Origin of the sequence: Streptomyces sp. NPDC048185 (assembly GCF_043202495.1) — a bacterium.
Lineage (GTDB): Bacteria > Actinomycetota > Actinomycetes > Streptomycetales > Streptomycetaceae > Streptomyces.
In genome coordinates, this window is the sequence record NZ_JBIDAN010000001.1 from 1,088,751 (window position 1) to 1,098,360 (window position 9,610).

Annotated in this window: 8 protein-coding genes; 4 read left to right on the top strand and 4 right to left on the bottom strand. The window is 75.4% G+C overall.

All coding sequences use genetic code 11. From position 1 onward, the window contains the following. Positions 1-163 precede the first annotated feature (163 nt). Positions 164-1,207 (top strand): LacI family DNA-binding transcriptional regulator, encoded by a 1,044-nt coding sequence (locus ACGF3H_RS04785; protein WP_362500557.1) that lies wholly within the window; start codon positions 164-166, stop codon positions 1,205-1,207. A 737-nt stretch (positions 1,208-1,944) separates the two neighbouring features. Continuing rightward, complete coding sequence (locus ACGF3H_RS04790) at positions 1,945-3,372, top strand: GH1 family beta-glucosidase (RefSeq protein WP_362500556.1); 1,428 nt, start codon at positions 1,945-1,947, stop codon at positions 3,370-3,372. Positions 3,373-3,453: 81 nt separating this feature from the next. On the opposite strand, the gene ACGF3H_RS04795 is transcribed toward ACGF3H_RS04790, so the two are convergent. Both ACGF3H_RS04795 and ACGF3H_RS04800 read right to left on the bottom strand, forming a co-directional pair. Then, positions 3,454-4,875, bottom strand: coding sequence for a HAMP domain-containing sensor histidine kinase (locus ACGF3H_RS04795; RefSeq protein ID WP_362500555.1), 1,422 nt, complete (start codon positions 4,873-4,875; stop codon positions 3,454-3,456). Next, positions 4,872-5,606, bottom strand: coding sequence for a response regulator transcription factor (locus tag ACGF3H_RS04800; protein ID WP_362500554.1), 735 nt, complete (start codon positions 5,604-5,606; stop codon positions 4,872-4,874). Before ACGF3H_RS04800 ends, ACGF3H_RS04795 begins: the two co-directional genes overlap by 4 nt. Positions 5,607-5,736: 130 nt before the next feature. Here ACGF3H_RS04800 and ACGF3H_RS04805 point away from each other — a divergent pair, with 130 nt between their 5' ends. Then, positions 5,737-6,315 (top strand): hypothetical protein, encoded by a 579-nt coding sequence (locus tag ACGF3H_RS04805; RefSeq protein WP_362500553.1) that lies wholly within the window; start codon positions 5,737-5,739, stop codon positions 6,313-6,315. A gap of 13 nt (positions 6,316-6,328) precedes the next feature. Here ACGF3H_RS04805 and ACGF3H_RS04810 read toward each other — a convergent pair whose 3' ends face one another. Both ACGF3H_RS04810 and ACGF3H_RS04815 read right to left on the bottom strand, forming a co-directional pair. Then, positions 6,329-7,198: a fused MFS/spermidine synthase gene (locus ACGF3H_RS04810; protein WP_362500552.1), complete on the bottom strand. Its 870-nt coding sequence runs from the start codon at positions 7,196-7,198 to the stop codon at positions 6,329-6,331. A gap of 75 nt (positions 7,199-7,273) precedes the next feature. Further along, a complete protein-coding gene (locus ACGF3H_RS04815; RefSeq protein ID WP_362500551.1) occupies positions 7,274-7,678 on the bottom strand; it encodes a hypothetical protein in 405 nt (134 codons plus the stop codon). A gap of 297 nt (positions 7,679-7,975) precedes the next feature. Here ACGF3H_RS04815 and ACGF3H_RS04820 point away from each other — a divergent pair, with 297 nt between their 5' ends. Further along, complete coding sequence (locus ACGF3H_RS04820) at positions 7,976-9,415, top strand: hypothetical protein (protein WP_362500550.1); 1,440 nt, start codon at positions 7,976-7,978, stop codon at positions 9,413-9,415. Positions 9,416-9,610 lie beyond the last annotated feature (195 nt).

The window sequence follows — 9,610 nt, forward strand, 5'->3', positions numbered from 1 at the left end:
CTGGGCGCCGACCGCCGGTTTTCCGTGGCCTCCATGCCGAATTCCCGCAGGTCACAGGCGAGTTGGGAGTCGCCAGGCCCCGCGGAGGGGGTCGTGCGGGCGGGGTCCGCGCTTTCTGGGCGAGAATGAAGCCGGTCCCCCACCGAACGCCGGAAGGTGAACGATGAGCCCTGCCGAACAGCCGCCCGCCGCCGCGGACGTCCGGCGCCCGACCCTGAACGCGGTGGCCGCGCGCGCCGGCGTGGGCCGCGGCACGGTCTCCCGGGTCATCAACGGCTCCCCGAAGGTCAGCGACCGCTCCCGCGCGGCCGTGGAGCGGGCGATCGCCGAACTCGGCTACGTCCCCAACCCGGCCGCCCGTTCCCTGGTCACCCGGCGCACCGACTCCGTGGCCCTGGTGGTCCCCGACGCGCAGACCCGGCTGTTCTCCGAGCCGTACTTCTCGGAGATCATCCGGGGCGTCAGCGCCGGGCTCGCGGACGCCGGGATGCGCATGCTGCTGGTCATGGTCCACGACGAGAAGGAGTACGCCCGGCTCGCCCCGTACCTGTCCGGGCAGCGCGTGGACGGGGTGCTGATGGTGGCGGTGCACAGCGACGACACGCTGCCCGACCAGCTGGAGGCGCTCGCCATCCCGACCGTGCTGGCCGGCCGGCGGGGTGATCGGGAGCCGGTGGGACACGTCCGCGCGGACAACCGCGGCGGCGCCGGGAGCGCGGTCCGGCACCTGCTGGCGAGCGGCCGCCGGACCGTGGGCACCATCACCGGACCGCTGGACATGGAGGCGGCGCGGGAACGGCTCGACGGTTACCGCGAGGCCCTGCGCAACGCCGGTCGCGCCGTCACCGAGGAACTGGTCGCGAACGGCGACTTCACCGAGGAGGGCGGACGCGCGGCCATGCGGGAACTGCTGGAGCGCCGCCCCGACCTGGACGCGGTCTTCGCCGCCTCGGACGTGATGGCCTCGGGCGCCGTGCTGGAGCTGCGCGCGGCGGGTCGGCGGGTGCCCGGTGACGTGGCCGTCATCGGCTTCGACGACTCCATCGTGGCCCGGCACGTCGATCCGCCGCTGACCAGCGTCCGGCAGCCGCTGGAGGAGATGGGCCGCACCATGGCGGGGCTGCTGCTGGACGAGATCGCCGACCGCGGCGCCGGACACCGGGGAGTGGTACTGCCGACGCGGCTCGTCGTGCGGGAGTCGGCCTGAGCGATTCCCTCCGGGGGAGGACGGCCGAGGGGTCCGGCCGGGGACGGTCCCGGTTGGAGTCGGCCCCGGCTGGGGGGCCTGCCCCGGGGGGCGGTCCCGGCTCGGTGCCCTGCCCCGGGGGGGGCGGTCCCGGCTCGGTGCCCTGCCCGGGGGGGCGGTCCCGGCTCGGTGCCCTGCCCGGGGGGGGCCCGGCTCGGTGCCCTGCCCGGAGGGGGCGGTCCCGGCTCGGTGCCCTGCCCGGGGGGGGTCCCGGCTCGGTGCCCTGCCCGGGGGGGGTCCCGGCTCGGTGCCCTGCCCGGGGGGTCCCGGCTCGGTGCCCTGCCCGGGGGGCGGCCGGAGGGACGGTCCCGGCCCGGTGCGAGTGTGACCCGGGAACGGTTCCGGCCCGGTACAGGTGCGGCCCGGTGCAGGTGCGCCCCGTAGACGTTCCGACCCGGTGCGAGTGTGACCGGGCAACGATCCCGGCCCGGTGCGGTGGGACCCGGTATGGGAGCGCCCCGTGGAGGTTCCGACCCGGTGCGAGTGTGACCCGGGAACGGTCCCGGCCCGGTGCGGGTGCAGCCCGGTACAGGTGCGCCCCGCGCCGGATGCGGTCCCGTGCTGGGGGTGGCCCCGGGTACGGACGCGGACCGGTACCGTGCGGCCCCCGTCCCGCTGAAGTCGGCCGGGTGGTGGGGGTTTCGCTGTGGGAGCGCTCCCATGCATAATGGGGGCCCCGACCCCGTGGGAGCGATTCCATGCCAGAACCGACACACGTCTCCTTCCCTCCTGCCTTCCTCTGGGGCGCAGCGACCTCGGCGTACCAGATCGAGGGCGCGGTGCGGGAGGACGGCCGCACCCCCTCGATCTGGGACACCTTCAGCCATACGCCGGGGAAGACGGCCGGTGGCGACACCGGTGACATCGCTGTCGACCACTACCACCGCTACCGCGACGACGTGGCGCTGATGGCGGAACTGGGTCTGGGCGCCTACCGCTTCTCCGTCTCCTGGCCGCGGGTGCAGCCCACCGGCCGCGGCCCCGCCGTCCAGCGCGGCCTGGACTTCTACCGCAGGCTGGTCGACGAGCTGCTGGCCGCCGGGATCAAGCCGGCCGTCACCCTCTACCACTGGGACCTGCCGCAGGAGCTGGAGGACGCGGGCGGCTGGCCGGTACGGGACACGGCGTACCGGTTCGCCGAGTACGCGCAGATCGTCGGCGAGGCGCTCGGCGACCGCGTGGAGCAGTGGATCACGCTCAACGAGCCCTGGTGCTCGGCCTTCCTGGGGTACGCCTCCGGGGTGCACGCGCCCGGACGTACGGACCCGGTGGCCGCGCTGCGCGCCGCGCACCACCTGAACCTGGCGCACGGCCTGGGCGCGGTGGCCCTGCGTTCGGTGATGCCGGCCCGCAACTCGGTGGCGATCAGCCTCAACACCTCGGTCGTCCGCCCGCTGTCGCAGCAGCCCGCGGACCTGGCGGTGGCGCAGAGGATCGACGACCTGTCCGGCGGGATCTTCCACGGCCCGGTCCTGCACGGCGCCTACCCGGAGACGCTGCTCGAGGCGACGGCCGGGGTCACCGACTGGTCGCACGTCCAGGACGGCGACCTCGGGCTGATCCGCCAGCCGCTGGACGCGTTCTGCCTCAACTACTACACGCCCACCGTGGTGTCGGCGGCCGACGCGGACTCCCGCGCCCCCCGCGCCGACGGACACGGCGTGAGCGACCACTCGCCCTGGCCGGCCGCGGACGACGTGGCGTTCCACCAGCCGCCGGGCGAACGCACCGCGATGGGCTGGACGGTCGACCCGACCGGACTGCACGAGCTGATCATGCGCTACCACCGGGAGGCCCCCGGCCTGCCGCTGTACATCAGCGAGAACGGTGCCGCCTACGACGACAAGCCCGCCGCTGACGGCACGGTCCACGACCCGGAGCGGGTCGCCTACCTGGACGGCCACCTCCGGGCGGTCCGCCGGGCCATCGCCGACGGCGCGGACGTACGCGGGTACTACCTGTGGTCCCTGATGGACAACTTCGAGTGGGCCTACGGCTACGAGAAGCGGTTCGGCGCGGTCTACGTCGACTACGCCTCCCAGGAGCGCATCCCCAAGGCCAGCGCCCTGTGGTACGCGCGGGCGGCCCGCACGGGAACTCTCCCGCCGCTGGACCCGGCCGAGTAGACCCGCCCGGCGGGGCGAGCGGCCGGGCACGGGGCGCGGCGTCTGACGGGGGGCGCCGCGGCCCGTGCCCTCGGGGTGCGCTCAAGGCAGGGTTCGGGACCGGGTGAAGGGGGAGCTCCGGCGGGGCTGCCGGCGGCGTCGCACGGTGCCCCGGTGCCCGCTCCGCGCCGGTGCCGTCCGCCCGTCCAGCTGGATCCAGATCCGCACCTCGGTCCCGCCCAGCACGGACGAGCCGATGCGTACGTCTCCGCCCGTCGACTCGGCGAGCCGGCGCACGATGTCCAGGCCGAGCCCGGTCGACCCGTCGGTGCCCGAGCCCCGGCCGCGGGCCATCGCCGCCTCGGGGTCGGGTATGCCGGGGCCCGCGTCCGAAACGAGCACGATCACCGCGTCCTCGCCGTTGTGCAGGTCGACCGCGAAGGCGGTGCCCTCGGCGGTGTGCCGGAAGACGTTGCCGAGCAGGGCGTCGAGGGAGGCGGCCAGGTCGGCGCGGGCCACGGGTATGCGCACCGGCCGGTCGGCGCCGGCCACCCGCCACTTGCGCCCCTCGTCCTCGGCGAGCGCGGACCAGAAGCCCATCCGCTCGCGGACCACCTCGGCCGCGTCGCACCCGGCGCCGGGGCCGGCCGCGGCCGTCTGCGGTTTGGCGTCCCGGGCGGTGCGGATGATGGTGTCGACCTCGCGCTCCAGCTGCTCGACCGCCGCCCGGGTCTGCTCGGCGGCCGGACCGTCACCGAGGGAGGCCGCGTTGAGCCGCAGCACGGTCAGCGGGGTGCGCAGGCGGTGGGACAGGTCAGCGGCCAGCTCCCGTTCGTTGGCGAGGAGCTGGACGACCTGGTCGGCCATGGAGTTGAACGCGGCCGCCGCGAGCCGCAGTTCGGTCGGGCCCTCCTCGGGCACGCGGGCCCCCAGCTTGCCCTCCCCCAGTTCGCGCGCGCCCTCCACCAGCTTCCGCGCCGGGCGCACCATGCGCACGCCCAGCCGGTCGGCGACGGCGACCGAGCCGACGACCAGTGCGGCGCCGACCGCCGCGAGCACCGCCCAGGCCGTGCCGACGCCGTTGGTGACCTCGGACTCGGGGACGTACACCTCGACGACGGCGATCTCGCCGGAGCTGAGCGCGACCGGCTGGAGCAGCGTCGAACCGCCGGGCACCTCCGCGGTGGAGGCGCGCCCCATCTCGCGCACGGCGGCGATGTCCTCGTCGGTGGCCCGCTGCCGGCCGATGTCGGTGCCGCCGCCGCTTCCGGCGTCCTTGCCGCCGGTCGCCGGTATGTGCACGGACATCCCGGCGTCCGAGCCCGCGGAGGCGACGACGCGTTCCAGCTGGTCCCGGTCGGTGGTGATGGACAGGGCGGGGGCGACGGCGGCGGCCTCCCGCTCGGCGTTCGAGAGGGCGCGGTCCCGGGCCATCTCGCGGATGACGAGTCCGAGCGGGACGGCGAAGGCGACCACGACCATGGCGGTGACCGCCAGCGACACCTTGACCAGGGCCCACCTCATCGCGGCGGCTCCGCTCCCGGAGGCTGCGCGACCGGAGGCTCCGGGACCGGCGGCTCGAGCTTCACGCCGACGCCGCGCAGGGTGTGCAGATAGCGGGGCCGGGCGGCGGTCTCGCCCAGCTTCCGGCGCAGCCAGGACAGATGGACGTCGATGGTCTGGTCGTCGCCGTAGGACTGCTGCCAGACCTCGGCGAGCAGCTCCTTGCGGGGGACGACCACTCCGGGGCGGCCGGCGAGGAAGGCGAGCAGGTCGAACTCGCGCCGGGTCAGGTCGAGTCGGACGCCGTCCAAGTCGGCCTGGCGGCGCAGGGGGTCGACGGTCAGGCCGCCGACGCGCAGGACCGTGGACGGCGGTGCCTCCGCGGTGCCGGTGCGGGCGCGGCGCAGTACGGCCGCCATGCGGGCCGACAGGTGCTCGACCGAGAAGGGCTTGGTGAGGTAGTCGTCCGCGCCCGCGTTCAGCAGCCGGACGACCTCCGCCTCGTCGTCCCGGGCGGTGGCGACGATGACGGGGACGTCGGTGATGCCGCGCAGCATCTTCAGCGCCTCGGAACCGTCGAGGTCGGGCAGTCCGAGGTCGAGGATCACCACGTCGAACCGGAAATGGGCGACCTCGCGCAGCGCCTCCAGCGCGGTGCCGACGCTGCGCACGAGGTGCGAGGCGTCGGTCAGATGCCGGATGAGCGCCGAGCGTACGAACTGGTCGTCCTCGACCACGAGCACACGTGCCATGGGCGGCACCGTACGCCATGCGGAGGGCGCCGGTGCGGGCCTGTGGACAACTCCGGACGGGGCTCCGGGCAGGGCTGTGGACAACCCGTCCGGGCGACACGCGTGTGGCTCGTGGGGCAGGATGGCCGCGATGCGCAGAGGACTCGTACACGTACTCGCCTGGCTGCTCGCCACCGGCGCGGCGGTCACGCTGTCGTGGTGGGGCGTGCACACGGTGATGGCGGGCACGGCCTACGACGCGCCCCGCGCCCTGCCCGTCACGGCGGCGGACGCGGCCGCGCGGGGCGCACACGACTCGGAGCCGTCGGCGTCGTCCACCCAGCGCCCTTCGCCGTCGGGCAGTCCGTCGGGCGGCCCGTCGGACGGCCCGTCGGACGGCCCGTCGGCGACGCCGAGCCGGACGCCCCGCGAGACGGGTCCGGCGGCGCCTTCGCGGAGCGCGCCGGCCACCGCTCCCGCCGCCCCGGACCGATCCCCCACCGCCTCCGGCCGGGTACGGAGCTACGAGACCGACGGGGGGCGGGCGGTGTTCGACCTCGGGACGTCGTCCGCGTCGCTGGTGTCGGCGACTCCGGGTGCGGGCTGGTCGATGCAGGTGTGGAAGACGGAGTCGTGGATCCGGGTGGAGTTCACCTCGGGCGCGGACCGGGTGTCGGTGTTCTGCACCTGGCACGACGGCCCGCCGCGGGTGGAGATCGGCAGCTACTGAGCCGGCCGCCGGGTCACCGGAAGACCGAGGCCGGTGGTGCCGGTGAGGCCACCGCCACCGCGTCCGTCACCGGCTGGGCGCCTCCGGCGAAGTCGGTCAGGGTCTTGCCGTGCTCCACGCGCGCGGAGTGCGGGTCGGAGGCGGCGCGGCGGGTGAGTTCGGCGATCGGCAGCGGCCGGTCGCAGGCGGCGAGGATCGCGTTGCCGAAGCGTCTGCCGCGCAGCACGGCCGGGTCGGCGATCAGGGCGAGTTCGGGGAAGCGGTCGGCGGCCGTGGCGATCTGGCCTCGCAGGTGGGTGAGCGGCGGGCCGTCGGCGAGGTTGGCGGCGTACACCCCGCCCGGGGCGAGCGCGCGCCGCACCTCGTCGAGGAACTCGGTGGACGTCAGGTGCGCCGGGGTGCGGGCCCCGCTGAACACGTCCGCGACGACCAGGTCCGCCCAGCCGTCGGGCACCTTGGCGAGGCCGGCGCGGGCGTCGGTGGACCGGATCCGGATGCGGGCGCCGGGATCCAGCGGCAGTTCGCGCCGGACCAGTCGGACCAGGGCGGCGTCCCGCTCGACGACCTGCTGGGTGGAGCGGGGCCGGGTGGCGGCGACGTAGCGGGCGAGGGTGAGGGCACCACCGCCGAGGTGCACGGCGTGGACGGGCTTCCCGGGCGGGGCGGCCAGGTCGATGACGTGCCCGAGGCGGCGCTGGTACTCGAACGACAGGTACGCCGGGTCGTCCAGGTCGACGTGCGACTGCGGGGCACCATCGATCAGCAGCGTCCAGGCCCGCGCCCGCTCCCGGTCGGGTATCAGCTCGGCGAGCCCGCCGTCGACGTCCTCGACGACGTTCTCCACGGCTGCGCGCCCGCGGCGGGCGTTCCTGGACTTTCCCATCGGACCATTATCGAACGCCTCCGCCGGCCCCGTCGCCGCCCCGCCCGCCGGGGGGCGTGCACCCGCGCGACGTGCTCAGCGGCAGCTGTCCGCGGCCTCGATCAGCCGGGCCGCCTCCCCCAGCGCGGCCCGCAGGACGGCGGGGTCGGTCGCGAGGTCGGCGTCGCCGGGCGGCAGCAGCCAGTCCGATCCCTCCACCGGGGGTTCGGGAACGACGTCGAGCTTCACGCCCCGGCCGTCGGTCTCCGTGCAGGTGCTGCCCGGCACGTCCCAGGCGGCGGCGGTCCCCGGGGGCACCAGGAAGCCGAGGGTGCCGCAGCCGAGGTCGTGGAGCACGCGGCCCACCGCCTCACCGGTCCCCCGCCTGAGAATGTCGACGGCCTCCAGGCCCTGCCGCGTCGGCACGGTGACGACGTCACAGCCACCGTCGTCACCCGCGTCGCGGGCTCCCGCGCAGTCGCTGCTCCGGTCGGCATTCATCCCGGCCTCCACCACGGAACTCCTCCTCGGACGAGCGGGTCGGGAGCAGGGGTCCTCCCGGTCCACAGGGTTCAACGCGGCGGAACGTCAACAGCTACGGCACAAGTCCGCCGCAAAGGATGGCACTTCATGGCAGATCCCGGATGAGATATCCGGTTTTGTAGCCAAACAGCGCGTGGCGGTTCAGTCACAGCCTGTACGTTCTTGCTCGCCGGAAACAGTGCGGCAAACGGGAGAAGCCCCGCAATCCACACCTTTTCCGGCGTGGTTCGACGGTTCGCACGAGAGGACCCGGCCATGGCGTCGTCGACGGTGACCTCCGCCCAGCCCGACCGGCCACCGCGGCCGAACCTCGCCTTCCGGCGCCTGCGCGGACAGCGCTCGCCGGCCGAGTTCGCGGCGGCGGTGCGCCGTGCCGCGCGCGAGATCGGCGAGCGGGTCAGCTGCGACGCGCGCTACATCGGCCGCGTGGAGGCGGGCGAGATCCGCTGCCCCAACTACGCGTACGAGCGGGTGTTCCTCCACATGTTCCCCGGCCGCACGCTCACCGACCTGGGGTTCGCGCCCCGCTCGTCCGTACGCGGACGCCGGGCGCGCACGGACGGGGACGCGCTGCCGCCGCGCCTCGACCTGCCGCCGTGTTCCACGGATGAGACAGGTGAGGCGGGTGAGCCGTATGACACGCACAACCCGTACGACACGCACGACAACAACGAGGAGAGCGACGTGCTGCGTCGCGCATTCATGACGAGCGGCGCCACCATGGCCGCCGTCTCGCTGGGGCCCCTGGGGTTCGGCACCGATGCCATGGCGGCGCCGCGCGGTGTGCGCCGGGCCGGGCGGAGCGACGCGGGAGCCCTCGAAGAGGCCGTCCGCCGGATCCGGCTGCTCGACGACCGGCACGGCGCCGACGGCCTCTACCGGCGTGCGGCGGCCCCGCTGCGCGCCGCGTACGCCCTGCTGGACGCCGGTGCGACCCGGCAGGCGACGGCGGACCGGCTCTGTTCGGGCGCCGGGGAGCTGGCGATCTCGGTGGGCTGGCTGGCTCATGACTCGGGGCGCTTCGACGACGCGCGCTCCCACTACGCCGAGGCCCTCGCCACCGCCCGGATGAACGGCGACGAGGGCCTGGAGGCGCACGCCTTCTGCAACACGGCGTTCCTCGCCAGGGACGCCGGCCGGCCACGCGAGGCGGTACGGGCGGCGCAGGCCGCGCAGCGTGCCGCCCGGTCGCTGGGGTCGCCCCGGCTGATGTCCCTGCTGGCGCTGCGCGAGGCGGGCGGCTGGGCGGGGCTGGCGGACCGCGTCGGCTGCGAACAGGCGCTGACCCGCGCGCAGGCCCTCTTCGAGCGGGGCCCCTCGGAGGCCGACCCCGAGTGGATGAGCTTCTACGGGGAGGCGGAGCTGGAGGGGCTGGAGGCGCAGTGCTGGTCCACGCTCGGCGACTGGCGCCGGGCGGCCGGCCACGCACGCCGGGCGGCCGAACTGCAGGACCCGCACTTCACCCGGAACCTCGCGCTGTACTCGGCGGAACTGGCCGACGACCTGGCGCGCGGCGGGCGGCCCGACGAGGCGGCGGGGGCGGGAATGCGGGTGCTGGATCTGCTGGGCGAGGTCCAGTCGTCGCGGATCCGGACGATGCTGGCGGGGACGGCACGGGTGCTGCTGCCGCATCGGCGGGCGTCGGGGGTGTCGGCGTTCCTGGACCGGCACGGGGCGCTGCCGCGGACGGCCTGACGCGTCGAGGGCGCGGGGCGGGGTGGGTCGCGTGGCCCGGCGCCGGCGGGGTGCCCGGCGTGGGTGCGGGCAGCGGGTGCGTCGCGTGGCCCGGCGTTGCGGGGTGCCCGGCGTGGGTGCGGGCAGCGGGTGCGTCGCGTGGCCCGGCGTTGCGGGGTGCCCGGCGTGGGTGCGGGCAGCGGGTGCGTCGCGTGG